Annotated in this window: 20 protein-coding genes and 1 pseudogene; 10 read left to right on the top strand and 11 right to left on the bottom strand. The window is 62.8% G+C overall.

Annotation, left to right across the window (positions count from 1 at the left end; translation table 11 throughout):
• Positions 1 to 310 precede the first annotated feature (310 nt).
• The 5 genes from PQQ95_RS04870 to PQQ95_RS04890 all read left to right on the top strand — a co-directional run bounded on the left by PQQ95_RS04870 (position 311) and on the right by PQQ95_RS04890 (position 6,742).
• Positions 311 to 2,668, top strand: coding sequence for a TonB-dependent hemoglobin/transferrin/lactoferrin family receptor (locus PQQ95_RS04870; RefSeq protein ID WP_408435409.1), 2,358 nt, complete (start codon positions 311 to 313; stop codon positions 2,666 to 2,668).
• A gap of 64 nt (positions 2,669 to 2,732) precedes the next feature.
• Positions 2,733 to 3,809 carry a hemin-degrading factor gene (locus PQQ95_RS04875; RefSeq protein ID WP_408435411.1) on the top strand — a complete coding sequence of 359 codons (1,077 nt, stop codon included), beginning with the start codon at positions 2,733 to 2,735 and terminating at the stop codon, positions 3,807 to 3,809.
• 29 nt (positions 3,810 to 3,838) lie between these two features.
• The gene (locus tag PQQ95_RS04880) at positions 3,839 to 4,747 is read left to right on the top strand and encodes a heme/hemin ABC transporter substrate-binding protein (protein WP_408436098.1); all 909 of its coding nucleotides are present in this window, start codon (positions 3,839 to 3,841) and stop codon (positions 4,745 to 4,747) included.
• Complete coding sequence (locus PQQ95_RS04885) at positions 4,747 to 5,835, top strand: FecCD family ABC transporter permease (RefSeq protein ID WP_408435413.1); 1,089 nt, start codon at positions 4,747 to 4,749, stop codon at positions 5,833 to 5,835. The genes PQQ95_RS04880 and PQQ95_RS04885 overlap by 1 nt, the downstream gene beginning before the upstream one ends.
• 31 nt (positions 5,836 to 5,866) lie before the next feature.
• Positions 5,867 to 6,742, top strand: a complete 876-nt coding sequence (locus PQQ95_RS04890; RefSeq protein ID WP_408435415.1) for a heme ABC transporter ATP-binding protein — start codon at positions 5,867 to 5,869, stop codon at positions 6,740 to 6,742.
• A gap of 9 nt (positions 6,743 to 6,751) precedes the next feature.
• Here the strand turns inward: PQQ95_RS04890 and PQQ95_RS04895 are convergent, their stop codons facing one another.
• Positions 6,752 to 7,657 carry a LysR family transcriptional regulator gene (locus tag PQQ95_RS04895; protein WP_408435417.1) on the bottom strand — a complete coding sequence of 302 codons (906 nt, stop codon included), beginning with the start codon at positions 7,655 to 7,657 and terminating at the stop codon, positions 6,752 to 6,754.
• A gap of 385 nt (positions 7,658 to 8,042) precedes the next feature.
• Between PQQ95_RS04895 and PQQ95_RS04900 the strand changes: the two genes are divergently transcribed.
• The 4 genes from PQQ95_RS04900 (at position 8,043) to PQQ95_RS04915 (ending at position 13,295) form a co-directional block, all read left to right on the top strand.
• A complete protein-coding gene (locus PQQ95_RS04900) occupies positions 8,043 to 8,774 on the top strand; it encodes a gluconate 2-dehydrogenase subunit 3 family protein (protein ID WP_408435419.1) in 732 nt (243 codons plus the stop codon).
• Positions 8,774 to 10,552 (top strand): GMC family oxidoreductase, encoded by a 1,779-nt coding sequence (locus PQQ95_RS04905; RefSeq protein WP_408435421.1) that lies wholly within the window; start codon positions 8,774 to 8,776, stop codon positions 10,550 to 10,552. The genes PQQ95_RS04900 and PQQ95_RS04905 overlap by 1 nt, the downstream gene beginning before the upstream one ends.
• A gap of 14 nt (positions 10,553 to 10,566) precedes the next feature.
• On the top strand, positions 10,567 to 11,922 hold the full coding sequence (locus PQQ95_RS04910) for a c-type cytochrome (protein WP_408436100.1): 1,356 nt from the start codon (positions 10,567 to 10,569) through the stop codon (positions 11,920 to 11,922).
• A 179-nt stretch (positions 11,923 to 12,101) separates the two neighbouring features.
• Positions 12,102 to 13,295, top strand: coding sequence for a porin (locus PQQ95_RS04915; RefSeq protein WP_408435423.1), 1,194 nt, complete (start codon positions 12,102 to 12,104; stop codon positions 13,293 to 13,295).
• 6 nt (positions 13,296 to 13,301) lie between these two features.
• Here the strand turns inward: PQQ95_RS04915 and PQQ95_RS04920 are convergent, their stop codons facing one another.
• The 9 genes and pseudogenes from PQQ95_RS04920 to PQQ95_RS04960 form a co-directional block, all read right to left on the bottom strand.
• Positions 13,302 to 14,159: a helix-turn-helix domain-containing protein gene (locus tag PQQ95_RS04920; RefSeq protein ID WP_408435425.1), complete on the bottom strand. Its 858-nt coding sequence runs from the start codon at positions 14,157 to 14,159 to the stop codon at positions 13,302 to 13,304.
• A gap of 152 nt (positions 14,160 to 14,311) precedes the next feature.
• Positions 14,312 to 14,860: a carboxymuconolactone decarboxylase family protein gene (locus PQQ95_RS04925; protein WP_408435427.1), complete on the bottom strand. Its 549-nt coding sequence runs from the start codon at positions 14,858 to 14,860 to the stop codon at positions 14,312 to 14,314.
• Between the two features lie 119 nt (positions 14,861 to 14,979).
• On the bottom strand, positions 14,980 to 15,168 hold the full coding sequence (locus PQQ95_RS04930) for a hypothetical protein (protein WP_408435429.1): 189 nt from the start codon (positions 15,166 to 15,168) through the stop codon (positions 14,980 to 14,982).
• Between the two features lie 28 nt (positions 15,169 to 15,196).
• Positions 15,197 to 15,343 (bottom strand): annotated as a pseudogene (locus PQQ95_RS04935) (SDR family oxidoreductase); the annotation flags it as partial.
• Between the two features lie 135 nt (positions 15,344 to 15,478).
• Positions 15,479 to 16,048, bottom strand: coding sequence for a phasin family protein (locus tag PQQ95_RS04940; RefSeq protein WP_408435431.1), 570 nt, complete (start codon positions 16,046 to 16,048; stop codon positions 15,479 to 15,481).
• Positions 16,049 to 16,158: 110 nt separating this feature from the next.
• Positions 16,159 to 16,356 (bottom strand): hypothetical protein, encoded by a 198-nt coding sequence (locus tag PQQ95_RS04945; RefSeq protein ID WP_408435433.1) that lies wholly within the window; start codon positions 16,354 to 16,356, stop codon positions 16,159 to 16,161.
• A gap of 594 nt (positions 16,357 to 16,950) precedes the next feature.
• Positions 16,951 to 18,057 (bottom strand): porin, encoded by a 1,107-nt coding sequence (locus PQQ95_RS04950; protein WP_408435435.1) that lies wholly within the window; start codon positions 18,055 to 18,057, stop codon positions 16,951 to 16,953.
• Positions 18,058 to 18,142: 85 nt separating this feature from the next.
• Entirely contained in the window at positions 18,143 to 19,471 is a 1,329-nt protein-coding gene (locus tag PQQ95_RS04955; RefSeq protein WP_408435437.1) for a uracil-xanthine permease family protein, read from the bottom strand.
• A 30-nt stretch (positions 19,472 to 19,501) separates the two neighbouring features.
• Positions 19,502 to 20,617 (bottom strand): aryl-sulfate sulfotransferase, encoded by a 1,116-nt coding sequence (locus PQQ95_RS04960; protein WP_408435439.1) that lies wholly within the window; start codon positions 20,615 to 20,617, stop codon positions 19,502 to 19,504.
• Positions 20,618 to 20,721: 104 nt separating this feature from the next.
• Between PQQ95_RS04960 and PQQ95_RS04965 the strand changes: the two genes are divergently transcribed.
• Positions 20,722 to 21,678: a LysR family transcriptional regulator gene (locus tag PQQ95_RS04965; RefSeq protein ID WP_408435441.1), complete on the top strand. Its 957-nt coding sequence runs from the start codon at positions 20,722 to 20,724 to the stop codon at positions 21,676 to 21,678.
• Here the strand turns inward: PQQ95_RS04965 and PQQ95_RS04970 are convergent.
• A complete protein-coding gene (locus PQQ95_RS04970) occupies positions 21,671 to 23,851 on the bottom strand; it encodes a tetratricopeptide repeat protein (RefSeq protein WP_408435443.1) in 2,181 nt (726 codons plus the stop codon). The genes PQQ95_RS04965 and PQQ95_RS04970 overlap by 8 nt on opposite strands.
• Positions 23,852 to 24,002 lie beyond the last annotated feature (151 nt).

Raw genomic sequence — 24,002 nt, forward strand, 5'->3', positions numbered from 1 at the left:
CGATGCCGAAGTGCCAGTCGGGCAACGCAGACGTCTCGTTTGGCGATGATCGGCGCCCGATGTTCGCCGTTCAGCTCTCACTGCTCGCCATTCATTGTTCACCGTTCGCACCGCTTCCCGCCTCGCACCTCGCAGAAATTTACGCCCACCCAGTTGACATTGATTCTCATTTGCAATAAATTTGTAAGGCTTTCGTTACCTCCATTTATCCACTTCACATACACAGTCCGCACATCGATGCGAACTGCCAGCCAGGTGCTTCTCGTCACCCAGCCAGCTATACGGGCTTGTTTGATCGGGAGAACCACACGTGCATCACCTCAATACAGCGCGACGTCCGCTGTGCGCCATGCTGTCCGGCGTTTTTGGCGTCGTCGGGTTATGGGCCGCGCAGCCCGCTAACGCAGCAGAGACCACGCAGCCTCAGGACAATGCCGCGCCACAGATAGCGCAAGCCTCACCATCGAATCAATCGAATCAATCGAATCAATCGAATCAATCGAATCAAGCAGCGCAATCGGCCCAGGCACCGCTGCAACTCGCGTCGGCTCGACTGCTTGATCCGTTGACCGTCACCGCCACGCGCACTGCTTCGGCCCAGAGCCGCACGGCCGCAACGGTGTCGGTCATCACCGACGAGGACCTCGAAGAACAGCAGTCCGAAAACATCAAGGACGCGCTGCGCTACGAGCCCGGCGTTACAGTGCGCCGCGCCCCCTACCGGCCCTCCTCAGCGGCCATGGGCGGCGGCCGCGACAACGATTCGAGCATCAACATCCGCGGCCTTGAAGGTAATCGGATTCTGTTGATGGAAGACGGCATCCGCTTGCCCTATTCGTTCACCTTCGGCCCGCTCGAAGCGGGTCGCGGCGACTATGCGGATCTCGGCACGCTCAAGCGTATCGAGATCCTGCGCGGCCCGGCCTCGGCGCTATACGGCAGCGACGGCCTGACCGGCGCGGTGAACTTCCTGACCAAGGACCCGCAAGATCTGCTCGACATCTACAACAAGCGCACCTATTTCTCGCTGCGCCCGAGCTACGACTCGACCGACCGCAGCTTCGGCGCGACGGTGCAGGCAGCCGGCGGCAACGACATGATCCAGGGCATGCTGATCGCCGACGGCCGGCGCGGCCATGAAGTGGACAACCAGGGGAGCAACAACTCCGGCAGCACGAAACGCACCACGGCAAATCCACAGGACACCTACTCCGAAACGCTGCTCGGCAAGCTCGTGGTCAAGCCGACCGCGCACGACACGTTCAAATTCACCGCCGAAACCGTACGCGAGCGGATCGACACGAACGTGCTGTCGGCCATCAATCCGCCCACCACGCTCGCCCTGACCGGCAACGACAAGCTCGAACGCAACCGTTATAGCGTCGACTACGACTTCAATAACGACGCTGCCCGCTTTTTCCAGACCGCGCATGTTCAGGTGTACTACCAGGATGCGTGGCAGGATCAGAATTCGTACGAGACGCGCGGCTCCTCCGCTTCGCGCAGCCGTGTCAGCCAGTATGGCGAGCGTGTCTTCGGCGGCTCGGCGTTTGCGGAGAGCAACTTCCGCACGGGAATGCTTGCGCACAAGCTGCTGTATGGCGGCGACGGCAGCCTCGATCGCGTGACGGCACTGCGCGACGGCACTGTGCCGGGCGTGGGCGAAGCGGCCTTCCCGAACAAGCCGTTCCCCGATACCGACTATCGCCTGCTCGGCGCATTCATCCAGGATCAGATCAGCTATGGCGCGTTGACCGTCACGCCGGGCTTGCGCTTCGACACTTACAATCTGAGCGCTAAAACCGGCGATCCGCAGTATCTGGGCAACCCGGTTTCGTCGAGCGACAACGCGTTGTCGCCGCGGCTGGCGGTACTGTATGAAGTGTCACCCGCGCTGATTCCGTACGCGCAATATGCGCACGGTTTCCGTGCCCCGTCGCCGGACCAGGTCAACAACAGTTTTGCCAATCCGCTCTATGGCTATACGTCGATCGGCAATCCGAACCTGAAACCGGAAACCAGCGACACCATCGAAGCCGGTTTGCGCGGCAAGCTCGGCACCGGACTCGGACCGCTGCGCTACAGCGCGGCGATTTTCGCCGGCCGCTATCGCGACTTCATCTCGCAGCAAACCGTAAGCGGCAGCGGACGTCCCAACGATCCGCTGGTGTTCCAGTACGTCAACTTTGCAAAGGCTTACATTCACGGCCTCGAAGGACGTGCGGAATGGGCGCTGCCACACGGCTTCTCGCTCAAGACCGCGATGGCTTTCACCAAGGGCAGTCTCGACAACGACAATTCCGCCAGCCAGCCGTTGGATTCGATCAATCCGTTTTCAGCGGTGTTCGGCATTCGCTATGAACCGAGCGAGCGCTGGTTCGCGCAAGCCGATCTACTGTTCCAGGCCGCAAAGAAATCGAGCGACATCACGCCGAAGAGCTGTTCTTCCCAAACCTGTTTCGCACCGGGTTCGTCGTTCGTGGTCGATCTGCGCGGCGGCTATCGTTTCAACAAACATGTGGTCGCCTATCTCGGCGTGTTCAATCTGTTCGACCGCAAGTACTGGAACTGGTCGGACGTGCGCGGCATCGCCGATTCGTCACCGGTCAAGGACGCTTATACGGCGCCCGGCCGCAATGTGTCGGTCAGCATGAAGATGGATTTCTGATGCTGCGCACCCGCACCGCTTTCTCCTCTTTCAACCCGCCATCCGGCATTGCGAGGTCCCCATCATGCTGAATTCCGCTCCTAACGACGCCGCTTCATTGCATCAGTTGCGTCATGATTTTCTCAACCTGAAGTCCGCGCAGAAGCTGCGCAACCGGGAAGCCGCGCACGCGCTCGGTATCAGCGAAGGCGAGGCGCTCGCTGCGTTCGTCGGCGCCCACGTCGTGCGGCTCGAGCCGCAATTCGTCGACTTGTTCGAACAGATGCCGCAACTGGGCGCGGTCATGGCTCTCACGCGCAACGAGGCCGCCGTGCATGAAAAAGACGGCACCTATGAGGATATGAGTCACGACGGCACGGTCGGTCTCGTGCTCGGCAGCGCCATCGATCTGCGGGTGTTCTATCACGCGTGGGCCTCGGGTTTTGCGGTGCGCGAGGAAACCGCGCACGGCGTGCAGAAGAGCCTGCAATTCTTCGACGCGCAAGGCCATGCCGTGCATAAGGTGTTTCTACGCGAGCACAGCAATCACGCCGCCTTCGATGCGTTCGTGGAACGTTGGCAAATGCGCGACCAGACGCCGGGGCTCAAGCTCGGAGAACCCTTCACGCCGCCGGCGCAGAATCTTGACAGCGATATCGACGTCCCTGCGTTTCAGGCCGCGTGGCACGCCATGACCGACACCCATCAGTTCTTCGGCCTTCTGCGCAAGTTCGGTCTCGCACGCACCCAGGCGCTGCGGCTGGCTGAACGCCGCTACGCGTATCCGGTCGCCAACGACGCGCTGCAAGGCCTGCTCGAACGCGCGGCCGATAGCACGCTGCCGATCATGGTGTTCGTCGGCAATCGCGGCATGATCCAGATCCATACCGGCCCCGTCAAAAACATCCGTCTGATGGGACCGTGGGTCAACGTGCTCGACCCGGGTTTCAATCTGCATCTGCGGGGCGATCTGATTGCGAGCGCATGGGTCGTACGCAAGCCGACCAGTGACGGCATCGTTACTTCGCTCGAACTGTTCGATGCAAACGGGGAAAACATCGCCATGCTGTTCGGCGCGCGCAAACCGGGCACGCCCGAACTCGAAGGCTGGCGCGAACTGATCGCCGGCATCGCACCGCTCGAGAATGGAGCAGCAGCGTGAGCGGAATGAGCGGCAACGTAAGCGCCAAAATGAGCAGCGGCCAGATCAGCAAACAGCGGCGCCGCCTCATGCTCGGCAGCGGCGCGCTGTTGCTCGGCGCGCTGCAGCCGTACGCGTTCGCCCAGCCGCAGCGGCGCGTGATCGTGGTGGGCGGCGCGCTCGCCGAGATCGTCTACGCGCTGGGCGCAGAAGGTACGCAGGGCAGCGCGCGCAACCTGCTGGTCGGTGCGGATACGACCTGCAATTATCCCGCCGCCGCGCGCGCACTGCCGAAAGTCGGTTATCAGCGCGCGTTGTCGGCGGAGGGTTTGCTGTCGCTGCGGCCCGATCTGATCCTGGCCTCCGCGGAAGCGGGGCCGCCCAACGTCCTCGCACAAGTCAAGCAGGCGGGCGTCACCGTCGTATCGTTCGCCGAGCAGCACGATGCGGACAGCGTGCGCGACAAGATTACCGGCATCGCGCAGGCGCTCGACGCGAAAACGCAGGGTGACGCGCTTCGCGCCCGTTTCGACGACGCGTGGCAGCGCGCCCGCGACACCGTCGCCAGGTCGCCGCTGGCCACACGCAAGCAACCGCTACGCGTGCTGTTCGTGCTGAATCACACCGGCAATGCAGCGATGGTCGCAGGCCAGCACACCGCCGCCGACGCGATGCTCGCGTATGCCGGCGCGCGCAACGCGATGCAGGGCTTCAACGGTTATCGGCCGCTCTCGGCCGAAGCGCTGGTCAGCGCCGCACCCGACCTTGTTCTGACGACCGATGAAGGCCTGAGCGCCGTGGGCGGCGCTCAGGCCATGCTGGCGAGCCCGGGTTTCGCCGCAACGCCCGCGGGACAAAACAAACGCGTCGTGGCGCTCGACGCGCTGTTCCTGCTCGGTTTCGGCCCGCGCCTGCCGGGCGCCGTGACCACGCTGAACCAGCGGCTCCTGGAGGCGTAATGGATACGGATATCGCGGGGCTCGCACCCGCCCCGCCGCGCACGCTCGCCGAACGGCGGCAGCGCACCGCCCGCCTGATGCTGGGCGTGCTCGGCATGACGCTCGGATTGGCGACGCTCGCGGCGATCTGCATCGGCGCTTATCGAATCAGCCCCGCGCTGGTCTGGTCCGCTTTGCTCGCGAACCCCGCCGAGCTGGCGAACGATCCCTCGCTTCAGCAGGCCCGCGCGGTCCTGGTCGAGATTCGTCTGCCGCGCGTCCTGCTGGCCTTGCTGGTCGGCGCGGGTTTCGGCTCGGCGGGCAGCGCGTTGCAGGCGCTGTTTCGCAATCCATTGGCCGATCCCGGGCTGATCGGCATCTCCAGCGGTGCGGCGCTCGGCGCAACCACGCTGATCGTGCTCGGCCCCATGATCGGTGCGTTGAGTCTCGGCTGGCTGCCCGTCGCCGCGTTCATCGGCGCGCTGGTGGTGGCGACGCTGGTGTACCGGCTCGCCGCCGCGCGCGGCAGGCTCGCCTTGCCGCTGCTGCTGCTCGCCGGCATTGCGATCAACGCGTTGGCGGGCGCGGCGATCGGTCTGCTCACCTATCTCGCCGACGATGCGCAACTGCGCTCGCTCACCTTCTGGAGCCTGGGCAGTCTGGGTGGCGCGCAATGGCGCGTGCTCGCCGCGGTCGCGCCATTCGTGCTGATCGGCGCCGCGCTGATCGCACGCAACAGCCACGCCCTGAACGCGCTGCAACTCGGCGAAGCCGAAGCGCAGCATCTCGGCGTACCGGCCCAGGCGGTCAAACGCACGGTGCTGGTGGCGTCGGCGTTAGGGGTGGGCGCGCTGGTGTCGTGCACCGGCGTGATCGGTTTCATCGGTCTCGTGGCGCCGCATTGCGTGCGTCTTGCGTGCGGCCCCGACCAGCGCGTGGTGATGCCCGGTGCAATGCTGCTCGGCGCGACGCTGACTGTCCTCGCGGATTTGGCTGCACGGACCGTCGCCGCGCCCGCAGAAGTACCGCTCGGCATTCTGACCGCACTCATCGGTGCGCCCTTCTTCCTCGCGTTGTTGTGGCGTAGCCGCAGTCAACTCGGTCTGTGAATCATCCAGACTTCATGACGGAGAGCATGCGATGCTCATCACCAGCCACCTTTGCGTCACACGCGGTAACCGGCCCATCCTGCGCGATCTTTCGCTGGCGATCGAACCAGGCCGCCTGACCACGCTGCTCGGCTGCAATGGCGCCGGCAAAAGCACCCTGCTGAAAGCCCTCGCGGGCGAGTTTCACGACAATGGTTCTACCCGTCCACCGCAGCAAAGCGGTTCGACGACGCTCAACGGCGAATCGCTGACGGACATCGGACCGAAGCGTCTGGCGCGCTTGCGGGCTGTGCTGCCGCAGGCGTCGCATCCTGTGTTTCCTTTTACGGTCGAAGAAATCGTGCTGCTCGGCCGCTATCCGCATGCGACGAACGGCGCGGTGTCGCGCGACGATCGCAGGATCGTCGCCGAAGCGCTGACGCTCGCCGGCGCCGGATCACTAGCGGGCCGGGAGATCACCACGCTGTCCGGCGGCGAACTGGCGCGCGTCCAGTTTGCACGCGTGCTTGCACAGATCTGGCCGCATGCGGATGCAGTAAATGCTGCGAATGCGGCGGATCAATCGAACCCATCGGGACACGCGGATCGAACGCTGATTGAAGCGCCACGCTATCTGCTGCTCGACGAGCCGACCGCCGCGCTCGATCTTGCGCATCAGCATCGTTTGCTCGAAACAGTGCGTGCATTGACGCGCCGTTGGCATATCGGCGCTCTGGCGATTGTGCACGATCCGAATCTCGCCGCCCGCTATGCGGATACGATCGCGTTGCTGGCTGATGGCACGATCATCGCGCAAGGAACGCCACGCGACATCATGCAACCCGCGCTGATCGAACAATGCTTTGGATTTGCCGTGCGAATGCTGGATGCGGGGGACGGCTCCGCGCCGGTCGCGGTGCCGGCCTGATCGCAAGCGCTAAGCCCCGCCGCCGAGAAAGCCCACCAGCGCCGCCGCGCTCGCGCTTAACTGATCGCGCGACTTGAAGATCATGATAAGACGCCGCACCGCCCAGGCGTCGCTCAAGGACAGCAGGCGCACGTCGAGCGCATTCACATAGAGCAGCCCAACCTGCTCGGGCACGATCGCTATGCCGAGCCCCGCGTGGACCATCCGGCACAGCGCGTCCAGGCTGCTGACACGGATCTTCACGTCGAGCTGCCGGCCCGCGCTCGCCACCGCCTGCTGCGCAAGCAGCTGGGTCAGCGCGCTCTCGCTGCGCAGGCCGACGAAACTGTCGTCGAGCAAGGCCTCGAACGCCACGCGCGGCGCGTCGGCGAGACGATGCCCCTGCGGCACCAGCACCGCCAGCCGATCCTCCCGATACGGCACCTGCTCGAAGACCTCGCTGCCCGCCACCGAATTGCAGATGCCAAAGTCCGCGCCGTGTTCGCCGACTATGCGCAGCACCTCCGCGCTGTTCTCCTCCTCCAGTTCGATCGACACCTCCGGGAACACGCGCCCGAATGCCGCCACGTCTTCGGGCAAGAACTGCACGATCGACGAAAGATTCGCCACCACCCGCACCCGCCCCTTCGCCCCCGACGAGAAACGCGACAACTCGGCGCTCATCTGTTCGATGCTGCCGATGATCGCCAGCGCATAGCGCAGCACGGTCTCGCCGACCGGCGTCACCGTAATGCCGCGCGACTGGCGCTGAATCACCGGCAAGCCGATTAAGGCCTCGATCTCGGCAATGCGCCGGCTCACGGCGGACGACGCGATGAATTCGCGCTCGGCCGCGCGCGCGATGTTCTGCTCCTGGCAGACGGCCACGAACAGGCGCAGCGAGGTGAGGTCGAGTTTCTTGAGGAGGTTTTCCATGGTGTCGCCTGGCGGGGAATCTCCCGATTGTGACGCGGGTTGCGGGATTCGCCAAAGCGCCGTCCTAAGCCAGCCGACGCGCCGGCGAACTGCGCGCCGCCTGCTGCCGAAAAGACGCATCTTGTCGCTCGCATCCCGAAACGTCGCTTTTTCGCGTCAGTTTCCTGTAGCGCCCCCAGCAACGCTTGCGGACCACCCCGCTTGAAAAACACCTATGATTCAAAAGCGATTTTTCGCAAAAAGCGGGATTTAATCAGTTCAGGAAACAGCTTATTGTAAAAAAGTAGAAACACTTTGGAACCGGTTCCATTTACCATTGCGCCGCAATCCGGACGACTGCCTCGGAGCGTCATGACGTGCTCCCATCTCGTGATAAAGAACAAATATGGCTCAATCTCCCCTTACCTCCCGCCGCGGCTTTCTGCGCACGGCCGTGGCGCTGGTCCCGGCCGGAACCCTCGCCGGCTGTGACGTCAAGCAATCCGCCACGGCCACTCAGGGTTCGACCGGCGCCGCCTCTGCGAGCCCGGCAACCGGCGCCGACTACAAGCCGCGTTTCTTCGACGCGAAGGAATGGGCGTTCGTCCATGCGGCCGTCGATCGCCTGATTCCCGCGGATAGCGAAGGCCCGGGCGCGGTCGAAGCGGGCGTGCCCGAGTTCATCGACCGGCAGATGGACACGCCGTATGCGCACGGCGCGCTCTGGTACATGCAGGGCCCGTTTGCCCAAGGCGCGCCGGAACTCGGCTATCAGTTGAAGCTCGTGCCGCGCGATCTGTACCGCCTCGGCATCGCGGCGGTCAACGCCTACTGCACGAAGACCTATTCGCATCCGTTCGACGCGCTCGACGCACCCACGCGCGACGCCGTGCTCGCGGCACTCGAGACAGGCAAGATCGATCTCGCGGACGTCCCGGCCGGCGTCTTCTTCGGCCAGTTGCTGCAAAACACCCGCGAAGGCTATTTCTGCGACCCGATCCACGGCGGCAATCGCGACATGGGCGGCTGGAAGATGATCGGCTTCCCCGGCGCGCGCGCCGATTTCATGGACTTCGTCAACCAGAACGGCCAGGCCTATCCGTATGGCCCCGTATCCATCGAAGGAAAGCGCACCTGATGACTACCCAAACCAAACCGCACGCCGATGCGGTCATTGTCGGCTTCGGCTGGACCGGCGCGATCCTCGCGAAGGAACTCACCGAGGCAGGCCTCAAAGTGGTCGCGCTCGAACGTGGCGAGTATCGGGACACCTATCCGGACGGCGCGTATCCGAACACGATCGACGAACTGACCTACAACGTCCGCAAGAAGCTGTTCCTCGATCTCTCCAAAACCACCGTGTCGATCCGTCATAACGTCGGCGATACGGCCTTGCCGTACCGGCAGCTTGCTGCGTTCCTGCCGGGCGAAGGCGTCGGCGGTGCCGGACTGCACTGGTCGGGCGTGCATTTCCGCATCACGCCGGAAGAATTGCGCCTGAAGAGCCATTACGAAGAACGCTACGGCAAGCGCTTCATTCCCGAAGGGATGACGATCCAGGATTACGGCGTCAGCTACGACGAACTCGAACCGCATTTCGACTTCGCGGAGAAAGTGTTCGGCACCTCGGGCCAGGCGTATAAGGTCAACGGCAAGGTGGTCGGCGACGGCAACGTATTCGAAGCGCCGCGCAGCGACAACTTCCCGCTCGCCGCGCAATTGAACACGTATTCGGCCGAGCGCTTCGGCAAGGCCGCGCGCGAACTCGGACTGAATCCGTATCGCTTGCCGTCGGCGAATACGTCGGGTCCGTACACGAACCCGTACGGCGTGCAGATGGGGCCGTGCAACTTCTGCGGATTCTGCAGTGGCTACGCGTGCTACATGTACTCGAAGGCCTCGCCGAATCTGAACATTCTGCCGGCGCTGAAGCAGTCGCCGAACTTCGAACTGCGCTCGCGTTGCCACGTGCTGCGCGTCGAACTCGACGATACGAAAAAGCGCGCCAAGGGCGTGACGTATGTCGATCCGGCGGGCAACGAAGTGTTTCAGCCCGCCGATCTCGTGATCGTCGCGGCGTTCCAGTATCACAACGTGCACCTGCTTCTGCTCTCGGGCATCGGCAAGCCGTATGACCCGATCTCGGGTGAAGGCGTGGTCGGCCGCAATTTCGCGTATCAGAACCTCTCGACGATCACCGCCTTCTTCGACAAGGACACCTTCACCAATCCGTTCATCGGCGCGGGCGGCAACGGCGTCGCCGTCGACGACTTCAATGCCGACAACTTCGATCACGGTCCGCTCGGCTTCGTCGGCGGCTCGCCGTTGTGGGTGAATCAGGCCGGCACCAAGCCGGTCAGCGGCATCGCGACACCGGCCGGCACGCCGAACTGGGGCGCGGACTGGAAGAAGTCGGTGAAAGACCACTACGCGCACACGATTTCGATGGATGCACACGGCTCCAACATGTCGTATCGCGACGTGTTCCTCGACCTCGATCCGACCTATCGCGACTCATACGGCCAGCCGCTGTTGCGCATGACCTTCGACTGGAAGGACAACGACATCAAGATGGCGCGTTACGTGACCGGGCAGATGCACAAGATCGCGCAGCAGATGGGGCCGAAGGCGATCAACGTCTATACGCGCGAATTCGGCGCGCACTTCGATTCGCGCCGCTATCAGACCACTCACCTGGTCGGCGGCGCGGTGATGGGCACCGATCCGAAGACCAGCGTGCTGAACCGTTATCTGCAAAGCTGGGACGTGCACAACGTGTTCGTGATGGGGGCGTCAGCGTTCCCGCAAGGCATCGGCTACAACCCGACCGGTCTCGTCGCGGCGCTCGCCTATTGGTCGGCGCGTGCGATTCGCGAGCAGTATCTGAAGAACCCCGGGCCGCTGGTGAGCGTATGAAGAAGAACATCGATATGAAACGCCTGGGTCAGGTATTCAGGCGCGTGGGCGCGGCGTCGTTCTGCGCAATGGCGGCGATGGCGGCGTTATCCGCGCCGTTCGGCGCGCATGCGGCGGCGCCCTCTCAATCCGACGCGGCCCTGATCGCGCATGGTGAATACCTCGCGCGCGCCGGTGACTGTATCGCGTGTCACACGGCGCAATCGGGCAAACCCTTCGCGGGCGGCCTGAAGTTCGACACGCCGATCGGCGCCATCTACTCGACCAACATCACGCCCGATCGCAACACCGGCATCGGCAGCTGGACGTTCGCGCAATTCGATCGCGCCGTACGTGCAGGCGTGCGTCCGAACGGCGACACGCTGTATCCGGCGATGCCGTACCCGTCGTATGCGCGTTTGAGCGAAGACGACATGCACGCGCTGTTTGCGTACTTCACGCAAGGCGTCGCGCCGGTGAACCAGGCAAACCGTGCGGTCGACATCGTCTGGCCGCTGTCGATGCGCTGGCCGCTCGGCATCTGGCGTTATCTGTTCGCGCCTGATCCCGCGACGTTCAGTTCGACGCACTATGCCGACCCGGTCATCGCGCGCGGCGCGTATCTCGTGCAGGGCCTCGGCCATTGCGGCGCCTGTCACACACCGCGTGCGGTGACGATGCAGGAACGTGCGCTGAGCGATCTCGACGGCACCGCGTTTCTCGCGGGCGGCGCGGCGATCGACGGCTGGGTTCCGTCGAGCCTGCGCGGCAATCCACGCACCGGCATCGGTTCGTGGAGCGAAGCCGATCTCGTGCAGTTCCTGAAGACCGGACGCACGCAGCACAGCGCGGCATTCGGCGGCATGACGGACGTCGTTCAGCACAGCATGCAGCACATGAGCGACGCCGATCTCACCGCGATCGCGCGTTACCTGAAGACGCTGCCCTCGACCGATCCGCAGGAAACGTCGTACGTGTACAACGATACGGCGGCGCACGCGCTGCGTACCGGCGACGCCACCGCCCCCGGCGCCGCCGTGTATCGCGACAACTGCACCGCCTGCCACCGCAGCGACGGCCGCGGCTACACACGCGTTTTCCCGGCACTGGGCGGCAATCCTGTCGTGCAGGGTAAGGACGCGACCTCGCTGATTCACGTGCTGCTGACCGGCAACACGCTCGAAGGCACGAAGACCGCACCGTCCTCGTTCACGATGCCGGCCTTCGGCTGGCGCCTGAACGATCAGGAAGTCGCGGACGTCACGAACTTCGTGCGCAATAGCTGGGGCAATACCGGTTCGACGGTCAGCGCCGCGGATGTCGCCAAGGTTCGCAAGACCGTCAAGGTGACTGTACCCGAGATGCCACCCGGTGCTGCACTAAGCCATTAACTCGCGCCAGCCCTTGCAACGCGTCCGCCATCAGGGCGCGTAGCGAGCGTCGCGCAAGCCACCTCCCCCGCTTCACACAGTCCGCTCGGTGGTTCAGGAGCGGACTGCGTGCGGGCGGAAAAAAGAAAGATCGCCATGCAGGCGACCTGAGATAGACGATCCAACCGAGCTATAAAACGATGAAAAAGCAATTGATTGCTGCTCCCCTGCTGTTGTCCTTCGCCGGCCTTGCGTCCGCGCAGAGTTCCGTCGCGCTGTACGGCATCGTCGATGCGGGCATCAGCTATCGCAGCAACGAGCGCACCGGTTCCGCGGGCGCTTACACGGGACACTCGAACGTCGCGCTGACGAGCGGCAACCTCTCCGGCAGCCGCTTCGGCATCAAGGGCCAGGAAGACCTCGGCGGCGGCTGGAACGCGCTGTTCCTGCTCGAAGACGGCTTCGACATCACCAACGGTAAAACCGGTCAGAATGGCGGGCTGTTCGGCCGTCAGGCGTTCGTCGGCATCGGCAGCCAGCAATACGGCACGGTCACGCTCGGCCGCCAGTACACGTCGCTGAACGACTTCGTCGCGCCGGTTGCACCGGTCGCCATGGTCGGCGGTTACGGCGCGCATCCGGGTGATATCGACGATCTCGATCAGACCGCGCGCGTGAACAACTCGATCAAGTACACGAGTGCGAACTACTCGGGCTTTACGTTCGGCGCGTTGTACGGTTTCGGCGGGCAACCTGGCAGCCTCAAGCAGCAGAACACGTGGAGTGTGGGCGGCGCGTACGGCAACGGCCCGCTGCATGTGAGCGTCGGCTATGAACGCTCGGATAACAGCAAGAGCGGGTCGAAAGATTCGACGGTCGGCAAATGGAACGGCACGGACGACGGCCTGTTCAACTCGTCGATCAATGAAGGCTACGCGAGTGCGCAATCGCAACAGATCATCGCCGCGGGCGCTACATACAATTTTGGCCCGGCAATCGTCGGTGTGAACTACAGCAACGTGCAATACCGCTCGGGCGCCGATTCGTTATTCAACGGACACGCGACGTTCAACGTGGCGGGTGTGTTCGGACAGTGGACGATCCAGCCGGCCGTGCAACTGTTCGCGGGCTATAGCTACACGCGCGGCGGCGAAGTGGACGGTGTGAATGAGCGGGCGCAATATCACAACGTGACGCTTGGTGCGCAATACAACCTCTCGCAGCGTTCAACTGTTTATCTGATGGGCGGCTATCAGCACGCGTCCGGTGTCACGCTGGACGCGCTCGGCAATCCGGTCGCGGCAACCGCGTCGGTCGGCGACAAGGGCAACAGCCATTCGTCGGACACGCAGTCGCAGGCTATTGTGAGCATTGGCTTGCGGCACCGGTTCTGATAAACCTCAGGGCTGTTGCGGGACCGCGTTGAGCATCTCGAGATGCCGTGCTTCGGTCTCGTCGTCCGCAGGGAACATGCATTCGATACGCAGTTCCTGCGCGGCGACGGTTTGCGGCGTGCCCACGGTGGCGACCATCGAGAAGTAGTTCAGGACCTTGCCGTCCTTGACGAAGCCGATGGGGATCACCGGCATGCCTACTGCAGCGGCACCCGTTATCAACGGGTTCGAAGCAGCGTTCAGGTCCGTTTGCACATCCGGATAGGCACGCAACGCGGCCAGCAACGCGTGCGTCTGTTCGTCGACCACGCGTCCGACCGACTCGCGATAGACACGCTGAATCAGACTATTCGCCACCGCTTGCCAGTCGGCCACGAATGGACGCATGCCGTCCGGATCGAAAATCAGATGCAGCATGTTGCGCGGCCCCTTGCGCCCGCCCATGTCGATAAAACAATTGAAGAAATGCGGCGCCGATTCATTGGTCATCAGCACGTTCCAGTAGCGATCCATGACGAGTGCGGGAAACGGTTCATGCTGTCGCAACATGCGCCCCAGTGCCTTGGTGACGCTCTGCATTTCCTGTGCGTTCCAGGCACCGTCGGCATACATCGGCGCATAGCCCGCTGCCAGTAGCAGCGTGTTACGTTCACGCAGCGGAATATCGAGCGCCTGAGCGAGGTCGAGCAACATCTGACGGCTCGGCACACTGCGGCCGCTTTCGACAAAACTGATGTGCCGCTGTGAAACGCCCGCGTTGAACGACAGGTCCAACTGGCTGACGCCGCGCATGTCTCTCCAGTGGCGCAACAACGCGCCGAGTTCGTTCGACGGCGGCTTCCTTTCGGGATTCGCGGGATTCATCGGTCTGTTTTTCCGCAGGTTGAGTGAGCGGTGGCGCCGGGGCATCTGTGGGTGTCCGGCGGCACCGGTCGTTCTAAACACGTCGGTCAGCATACTCCTCGTTACTCCCTGTTACTGAGTCCCTGTTATTGAGCGGCTCCGCGAGAGGAGACCTACGCGGTCCAGGCATACTCCTGGAAAGACGCTTCGAGCGCAGGTTTCGTGATGTTGCCGGTGTAGTTCGTAATCGTGGAAGCCGCCAGCACGGTGAGAACCTCGAGCACCTGGTCCTTGCGGAAACCCGCCTCGATAAACTGGTTCACGTCACGGTCGCTCAGATGTCCGCGCTTCTCGATCGCGGTTTTCGTCAAGGTGGAGAGCGCCGCATGCTTGTGGTCGGCGGGCACACGGCCGTCGCGAATCGCGTCGACGTCGGCGGATGAAAGCCCCTCTTTCAGCGCGAGAGCCGTGTGAAATGCAACGGCCCATGAGCACGCATTCGTCACCGCGTTAGTCAGCAACAGGGTCTGGATCTGCGCTTCCGTCAACGTGCCCGAATGGACTTTCTGAAAGATACCGATGAAGCCGCCGATCAACACCGGCGATTCAGCCATGGCTCCCGCAATGTTGGGGATCAGGCCAAAGTTTTGCTGGAGTTGCCGCAGCACCGGCCGGGATTGCTCAGGTGCGGAATCAATTGTATGAATCTGGAACGTCGACATGATATGTCCTCGATCGTATGCGCCGCTCGGGATGAGTTGCGCGATGACCGAAGATTAGGCGTGTGCGTGCGGCTCGCCAATTACCTGCGATGTAATAGGTTCGAGCCGCCGGCACGCCCTCACCTGCCGCGCGCGTGTTGATCGGCGCGATCCGCCCGCGCCTTGCTCCAGTGCGGCCAGTAGTGAAAATAGTCCAGTTGCCTAAGCCGCTTTCGACGCATCTGCTCCCGGTAATAATGAGCGGCGACGAACACGAGCGCCATCGCCAGCACGAACGAACCCATCACGATTCCCACTGCTTCACTCATCGCAACCTCCATGGCGGAACGACCGGCTTCACGGCAAGCGTTGTCCCCCATTGATTACAATGCGGGCGCCGGTCACGAAGCCCGCTTCATGCGAGCACAGGTACAGCACGAGTGCGGCGACTTCATCGGATTGCGCGCGCCGGCCGACCGGAATCAGCTTTGCCATCGAATCGTCATCGTAAAAGCTGGCGTCGTGTCACTACGCTGGAGCGAGACGATCTTCAGTTCGGGCACGAGATTCCATGCCTATCAGGAATCCTTTATATATTGCCTATGCATTCACAGCGGGCATTGCTGCCCGCTGTCAGGCCTAACGCTTTGCGCTCGCGGCGGCAGGAGTCTGCTCCGCGTCGCTTCCCGCTACCTTCGTTGCTGGAGCGATGACTGCATCGAGATTGCTTTCGGCCATCTTCACGGCCTGTTGCCCCGTTTTCTGCAGCGTTTCGCACAGCGTCGTGGTAGCGGCAATGGCGGAATTCCATGCAGCGATCGTGGCTTCGGAGCCCGAGGGCGCACGCTTCACCGCTTCCTCCACGATTGCCTGAACGCGGTTGTTGTACCGCTCGTAGTACGCCTGGGCGAATTGCGTGACTTCAGCCTGCGTGGCCGCTGCGATGTCGAATACCTGCCGGCCGTACGACAGCGATTTTTCCGCGTAAGGCCGGGCGAAATCTGCCTGCAGCGTGAACCACTGTTGCGGTTCCTTCGCACCGGACACCTTCGCCATGTTCTCCTGCGCCTCGGCCAGCGTGGCTTTGACGGCCTGCAGATTCAGAGCGGCCAGCTTTTCAAACCCTTCAAAGATCTTTCCTGTCACGCCGAAGAACGCGTCGACGTTGGTTTTTGCGGCAGCAGCCTGCTCGGGACTCAATAGAGTCATGGTTGAATTCCTCAAATTTTGATCAGACGCGCGAAGCACCGCGCGGATAGATTGCAACGAATCGTGATGGTGAATGAAGGCGGGTGAATCGAAGCAGGTATCGCCGATGCCTAGCGCATCCGGGCAACCGCCTTGAGGATGGAATCCCCTTCGCTGGTGATCTGAGGACGTGAGCGGCCCGACGCGAGGTTTTCCAGCGAGATGAGTTGCCGCTCGAGCAGGGCGTCGAGCTCGGCGCGACCCAGTTCAATCGGGTCCGGCGCGTTCTTGATGAGCATTAAGGTAGCGAATTCATGGGGACTCAACATATCGTCTCCTCGATTTAATCTATCTGCGCGGGAAGCATTAATTACTCCCTCCGGCTTGCATGCCCGGCAAATATTTCTGCCGTCTCCGTAGAGCGATCGTTCGAGAAACCGCATCACGGAGACGCCATCATAACCGCAAAATTTTCAAATGCAATATGCGAGGTACGCTTTATCAAAGCAGCCGTTTTGTCTGTTTAATTCTGTTTTGTCTGCTTAATAACTTTCTGTTTCATCGCCTGCTGAAACGTCATCACAGATCCCGCTGACGACCGCCCCGCATGGCTCACAAGCTGACCCGCCAAGCCCGGAATGTTTGAAAAAACCGCTTAATAACAATATCAACTCATCTCAATCTCATCAAGCCGCCTATTCATACATGAATACTATATTCATGGACCGCCGTCTTAACTTCGACAACCCCTATACCCAGATATTGCGAAATATTTATTACAACGCATATTGAATTTTCGCAATATTCCACATTGCAGTCATAAACAAAGACTTGCTTATTTATCTGACACGACGCCGCAATCCGAAGGTGCCGCCGACCATGTTGAAGCCAATGGCAGACATGGGCGCCGCTCCACGCTCGAATCAGAACAAATGATGTATTCCGCTCAGGAACACCGTCTGTCTGCCGCCCGCCGCTGCGCCGATTCCAAGCGTATTCGCCACCGCCCCGCCGCCTGCGGTCTCGAACATCAAGTCCGCGTAGACCTGCGTCGCTTTCGAGAGAGAGTACACATTCGCCGCGGTGAATTGCGTCCAGCGGTGCCCCGCCAATGTCGCGCTCCACGCTCCCGCCGCGATTTCCTCCGCAGGCGTCAGACGCACGTTGACGCCACCGTCGATCGTGCGAAAGTGTTCGCTGCCGCCGTCCGACTGGATCCGCACATCCGTGGCGAGCGCGTGCAGCGTCACGCGCTCGAAGCGGTACGCTCCGCCGAGCCCCATATCGCGCACCTGCTTCGCGTTGAAGGTAGCGCCGGGCGCGAGCGTCTGCCCTTCGAACGACGTCAGGCCGAGTCCGGTGGAGAGCGGCAGCAAACGGTCGTGGTATTCGGAGTACACCGCCACCAGCTTGAGCGGCCCATTCGTGTAATTCGCGCCGAAACTGAGGGTCCGCCCATTGGTGTTGCTGGCCGACGCGCCGGGAAATCCGTAGAGCGCGCCGAAATTCAGCCCACTGTAATTCGCGCTTTTCCATTTCACCGTGCTCGACAGTTGTACCGGCAAGGTACTTCCAAGACCATCGAGATTGCCGGGGTGAAACGCGGAGAAGTCGCCGAGCAGCTGTCCGGTCGACACTGAGCCGAGCCAATCGAAATTCCAGTCCGTCTGCCGGCCGAGCGTCACGGTGCCGAACATCGGATCGGACATCCCTACGTAGGCCTGACGATTGAAGAAGGTGCTGCTGCTCGCCGATGCGCCGGTTGTCGTGACGAAACCGCTTTCGAGCCTGAATACCACTGAGCGGCCGGCGCCGATATCTTCGACGCCCTGAAAGCCGAAGCGGTCGGCCTGGAAGGTGCCCTGCTCGGCGAGATAGGCATGAGCGCCATGCAGGTTGCTCACATAGCCGAGACCGGCGTCGAGACTGCCATACAACGTGACACTGCTTTGGGCGTTGGCCGCGGTGGAAACGACGAGCGCGACCATGCACGCGACGTCCGTCGCGCGGAAAGTGAAATGGGTTTTCATGGAGAAAGGATTGAAGCGTTTGAAGGAAGACTGCGAGGGCTTACGTTAAAAGCTAACGTTAAAAAGTAAGCGTTGAAGCCCGGGGTCAGGTTGCCTGGATCTTCTCCGCAGGCCTGAGGTGCCATGCACCGAACACCACGTTGACAACGATCGCGGTGAGTGTCCCCGCCGCCATGCCGTTGCCCAGCACGATCTGCAAATAGCCGGGGAACGATGCATACACGTTGGGGACCAGAATCGGTATCAGCCCAGCAACGAGTGCGGCGGCGAGCGTGTACTGATTGCCGCGCGCATGCAGGTCGACCTTGCCGAGCAGGTTGATGCCCATCACACCGATCATCGCGAACACGATCAGCGCTGTGCCGCCCACCACCGGCGCGGGAATCGCATAGGCGAAGCGTCCGAGCGGTGCAAATAGCGCGATGACCATCAGCATCGCACCGGCCGTTGCAGTGACGTAGCGGGAGCGCACGCCAGTGGTCTGCACGACGCCGATGTTCTCCGCGCTCGTGATGATGAGCGAGGTGCCCAGCAGCGAACCGAGCAGCGACGCTACTGCATCGCCGCGAATGGTCCTCGGCACATCGCGGCGCATGTCGATCTTCTTGCCGGTGATCTCGCCGACGGCCACCGTCTGTCCGGTTGCCTCAGCCATTGAAATGACGCTGAAAATCAGCATCGGCAGCGCGGCGAGCACGTCGAAACGTGGCATGCCGAAGGGCAGCAAAACCGGCAGCGTGAAAAGCGGACCGGCCCACATGCCGCCTGCCGGCATCAGCCCGATTGCCCAGCCGGCGCAGGCGCCGATCGCGAGGCCGATCAGCACGGCGAGCCGCCCCACCGTGCCTTTGAACAGGCGCGCCACGGCCAGCGTGGCCACGATCGTGAGCAGAGCCAGACCCAACGACTGCGGCCGCGCGAAACCCGGTGTTCCCGGTTGACCGACGATGATGCCGGCGTAGATCTTGATCAGACTCACCGACACGAGCAGCAGCATCGTTCCCACCACCACACGCGGAAAAAACCGCAGGCAGCGCGCGAATACAGGCAAAACGAGCCAGTAGAACAGGCTGGTGAGAAGCGCCGCGCCCGCGGCGGTGCGCAGATCCGTCTGCGTGGCGATCACAGCGAACAGCATGGCGGGCGCGCCGCCCGGCACCATCACGAAGGGCAGCCGTGCCCCGATCGACCCCGCCCCGAGCGATTGCAGCAGCGTGCCGGCGCCGCAGGCAAAGAAAGTCGCGCCGATCAATTGCACGGTCATGTCCGATGAAAGCGACAACATTCTCGACACCAGAAAAACTGCGGTGACGGGCGACGCCGCCATCGACAGGACATGCTGCAAACCGAACAGCACGAGTTGCCACGCGGGCAAGCGCGCGTCGACGCGATGAGTGGCTGGGTCTGGATTCACATTACCCCCGAAGGATCGAAAACGCGGCGTTCAGGCGCGCAGCCACGGCAATTGCGCGCGGCTGTAGCGGAACGTCTGGAAGACGCTGTTCAACTGGCCGGGGCCGGTTTTGCGCGCCGCTTCGTCCGGGTACTCGCCGAACCAGGGAATGACGTATTCCCACACCACCTCGCCCGCGGGCGTCACTTCGAAGAGGCGTCCCGTGGCCGACTCGGTGATGTGCGTGTTGCCATTCGCGAGCCGCTGCGCGTTGCCCATGAAAGCGCTGTAGAAGGCATTCACCATGTCGTCCGCGTACGACCACACCACCGCGTTATTCGACGGATCGATCTCGAGCACGCGAGAGAAAGCCACATGCGCGCCGGTGCGGAAATTGCCGTTGTCGAACGTGAGAATGTTGCCGTTGGCGAGCGCTACGGGGGCATGCTGGTGCGACACCACGCTCGGCGGAATGTGCATCGTGACGCCACCGGTCTGGCGATCGACGGCGATGATGCCCGACGTGGTGCGCAAGCTCATCAGCACGTCACCCTTCGCGTTCACGCCGAGCCCGTTCACGAGCGGCCAGTGATACCGGCCAAAGCCGGGCGCGATCGGAAAGTCCTCGGGTTCGAGGTGCTCCCATGCTTTCCATTCCCACACCAACTCGCCCGCGCGATTCACTTCGCGGATCACGTCGGCATACATGACTTCGTCGGGACCATGCGCCGTACCACCGGGCACACGTTCGGCAAACCCCGCCGGCACCGGCGCGCAGGCGGCGTAAAGCAGATTGCCGTTAGCAAGCCACTGCGCGTCATGGTGATGCGCAGGATCCTCGTAATGCCAGACCACCTCGCCCTCAGGCGTGACTTCGGAGAAATCACCGCCATGCCACATCGACCAGGAAGCGTAGCGATTTTCCGATCTGGCGTGGTTGCCGTTGTAGCCGAGATTGCCGTTAGGAAGAATCACAGCGTGGCGCCCGGCCCGCACCGGCATCTTCCATTCGTGGACGATCGTGCCATCGATATCGATGAGATAGACGTGACCGTTCGCCGTTTGCGGCGCAATCAGCGTATAGCCGCCGGCTGAAGCCTTGGGGTCGTGAGCAATGAGGCCGACGCCGCGGCGCCGCTGGGTAATTTGATCGACTGTCGTAGTCACGGTCCGCTCCGTTAAGATGATGAAGCGAAATCTAGGCTATCCAGTCTGTCAATAAAACCTGATTATTCTTTACGGCCCGTATGGAAAAACTATACGGTCGATTTATGCGTCCAATATCGCAGACATTCCGTTGTTTCGACGAGGTAGTCAGGCGCGGTTCGATCCGCAAAGCGGCCGAATCGCTGCACCTGACCGCGGCCGCCGTGCATCAGCAAATCCTCAACCTAGAGGAGCAAGTCGGCTCGCCGCTCTTCGACCGTCTGCCGCGCGGCATGCAACTGACCACGGCTGGCGAGATCATCATTGCCGCCGTGCGGCGCGGACAACGCGATTTCGATAACGCGATGACTCAGGTGGAAGACCTGCGCTCGCTGCGCCGTGGGCATATCAACCTCGCGGTGTCGCCTTCGTCCGCCGAGCAACTGGTGCCCGACGCCATTCAGGCGGCCATGAAAAGCTATCCGGGCGTGACTTACAGCGTGCGCTCGGGCAACGGCGAAAGCATCCTCAAATGGGTGGAGACGGGTGAGGCCGACATCGGCTATGGCCTGCGCCGCAAGCCACCGCCCGGCGTCGTGGAAGTGCGCGCTTTCTCGCAGCACCTTGGGCTTGTTACGCCGCCTGCGCATCCGCTGACGAAACTCGGCAAGCGGCCGCGGCTGCGCGACTGTCTCGACTATCCGCTCATCCTCATGACACCGGATACGGAGTTGCGGGCCATGGTGGATCAGATCGACCACCGCGAGCAGCGCAAGGCACGTCCGCTGGTGGAAACGAGTTCGGTGTCGATGGTGCGCCGACTCGTGGCGGACGGTGTGGGCATCGGCTTCCTGATTGCGGAGAATGTGGCGGAGGACGTAACGCAGCGCAAGCTCGCGTGGACGCCGCTCGCCGATGCCGGCGCGAAGTCGTTCAGTTGCCTGTATCAACGCGCCGGTCTGACGACGACGGTCGCGATGAGCATGTTCCTGCAGTTCCTCGGCCACGCGATCGAGACGACCGAGAGCCGGTTCCACGCTTCAGCGCAAGCGGGTCGCAAGCGTGGGCAACGGGTCAGGTGAGGGACTCCGGAGACATGCGAAGTGCACTAGCGCGCTCAGTAGAGAATCGCTCCACACACGCCTGCCTCACCCTCTCGACCGTCGCGGACCAGTCTTCGCCCACCGCCCGGCGAAATAGCCGCAGCGTGTGCGGATACCACGGCGAATCGTCGCGCTCATGCATCCAGCGCCAGTCGACGTCCTTCTCCGGCAGCATCACCCAGCACGGTTTGCCCAGCGAAGCGGCCAGATGCGCCATGGACGTGTCCACGCAAATCAGCAGATCGAGTTGCTCGATGATCGCGGCGCTGTCCGCGAAATCGTTCACCGCCGTGCCGAGCGCAAGCAGCGGCTGACCGTCGGGCGGGTTGTGCGCCTCATCCTCACCCTGGCCTTTTTGCAGGCTCACGAAGCTCAGACCCGGCACGCTCCAGAGGGGTGCGAGCGTGGCCAGCGTGGGGATCGACCGGTTCGCATCGTTATGGTGTTTCGCATTGCCCTTCCACACCAGCCCGATTTTGTGACCGGGCGGCATCGTCTCGAGCATCGGCCGCCACTTTTCGACGAGCGACGGCTCGGCCGTGAAACGAACCGCGCGCGGAATCGTGTCCACCGTCGTACGCAAATGCAGCGGCGCGCTCAGCAGGCTCGTCCAGCAGTCGTAGGTGGATGCGGCGACACGGGCCAGTGCCGTATCGTGATCGAGCACGGCGTCGACGCCGTCCACCGAAGCCATCAGCCGGTGCAAGGCGGGCGCGCAAGCAAAGGCGATATGCACAGCCCCTTGCGCCTTGAGCAACGCGAAATAGCGGCTGAATTGAACCATATCGCCAAGCCCGTCCTCCTGCCAGACCAGCAAGGATTTGCCGGCGAGCGTCTCGCCTTGCCACTGCGGACAGCTCAACATGGAACGCGTCTTGTAATGCATGAAATCCGGCTGTTCGTAGCGGCATTCGTACAATCGCCAGCCCTCGTCGAAGCGGCCCACGCTGAGCACCAGCACGGCCAGGCCGAACCTGGCGTCGCCGTAATCGGGGCGCAGAGCGAGCGCCCGAAGGTACGCGGCTTCGGCTTCCGGCAAGCGCTTGAGCTGCGCCAACGCGGCTCCGACGTTGTAGTGAGCCTCCGCCAGGTCGGGACGGAGCGCGAGCGCATGGGCGAAGGCCTCGACCGCTTCAGGCAGACGATCGAGCAGACGCAGCACGCAGCCCAGGTTGTTGTGCGCGTGAACGATGTCGGGCCGAAAGCGAATCGCCTCGCGGTAAGCCATTTCGGCCTCGGGCAAACGCTCCATGCCGGATAGCGCGAGGCCGAGGTTGTAGTGCGCCTCGGCATAGTCCGGGCGATGCGCGAGGGCCTCCCGGTACGCCGCCTCCGCCTCGGGCAAACGCTTGAGATCCGCCAGCACCGCGCCGAGGTTGAGGTGCGCCTGGGCGTAATCCGGGCGGATGGCCAGCGCGAGCCGGCACGCCAGTTCGGCCTCGGGCAGGCGGTACGCCGCCTTCAGCACACTGCCGAGGTTATTGAGCGCCTCGGGATATTGAGGCTTGATGGTCAACGCCTGCCGGTACGCGGCGTCCGCCTCGGCAACGCGGCCGAGTTCCATGAATACGTTGCCGAGGTTGTTATGCGCCTCGGCATGATCGGGCAACCCGATCAGCGCCTGGCGATAGGCCGCTTCCGCTTCATGCAGGCGGCGCAGCTCGTGCAATACGATGGCCCGGTTGTAGTGCGCCTCCGCGTAGCCGGGATTGATCTCGACCGCCCGGCGATATGACGCCTCCGCCTCGTCCTTGTATCCCATCCCATAGAGCACGGCGCCGAGATGGTTGTGCGCGTCGGCCTGACCGGGGCGCAGCGCGACCAGTTGCCGATAGACCGCCTTGGCCGCCGACAGGCGGCCGAGCGATTTGAGCAGCACGCCAAGACTGCTGTACACCTCGGCATAGCCGGGCTTTGTGCGCAGACACTGGCGCCAATAAGCTTCCGCATCCGACAGGCGGCCCAGCCCGTACGAACAGGCTCCCGCAATATTCAGCGCGTCGGCCCGCGCATCTTCCGACACCTCGGCGCTCGGTTCGAGGATCGGCTTCACCAATAACCAGGCATCGGCGAATTGCCCGTTTTTGCAAAGCAAGGCCGCCTGACGATTAATGTCGGCTATCGAGGATGCGCGCGTCTGCGTGGCGATCATGAGTCGTGGTAACGGGTTATGGCGGCGGTCGGGCCGTCAATCGTGTTTTGCGCGCCCTGTCCGGCGTTTTACGTATCCGCGCATCCGCGCAGGGCGTCGAGGCGACAACAGGGAAAGCGGAACATTTACCACGCAGCTTAAGGGAAACAGG

Source organism: Paraburkholderia caffeinilytica (assembly GCF_046030355.1).
Taxonomy (GTDB): Bacteria; Pseudomonadota; Gammaproteobacteria; order Burkholderiales; family Burkholderiaceae; genus Paraburkholderia; species Paraburkholderia caffeinilytica_B.